This is a genomic window from Halalkalibacter flavus (assembly GCF_036663575.1).
Lineage (GTDB): Bacteria > Bacillota > Bacilli > Bacillales > Bacillaceae_D > Halalkalibacter > Halalkalibacter flavus.
This window is the reverse complement of record NZ_JAWRVK010000255.1, coordinates 1-267: the sequence shown is the minus strand read 5'-3', so window position 1 is coordinate 267 and position 267 is coordinate 1. Positions and strand designations below refer to the sequence as shown.

Genomic DNA, 267 nt, shown 5'->3' with positions numbered 1-267 from the left:
GATGGTACTCTCCCACTCGGGCAGTACACGGGCGGCCGTAAGTTCCAGAGATTCAGCAAGGGGAAGATCCTCCTTGGGGACGCCCTTGTACTTGACGTCGTTGCCCGGGTAGTACTCGCTCGACGTATCAAGGGACGGAGGAGGAATGCTGTAACTGCGGCGCCACTTCTGTACCATCTCGTCTCCGTGCTTCTCCACAGTGGACTGTTTGTCCAAACCTGTAAGCGCACCGTAGTGACGCTCATTGAGACGCCACGTCTTGTGCAC

1 protein-coding gene is annotated in these 267 nt (G+C 57.3%); it reads right to left on the bottom strand.

Annotated elements, in window-relative coordinates; genetic code table 11:
• The coding region (locus tag SAY88_RS25125) for a 2,3-bisphosphoglycerate-dependent phosphoglycerate mutase (RefSeq protein WP_332635152.1) at nucleotides 1–267 on the bottom strand (267 nt) is incomplete at its 3' end.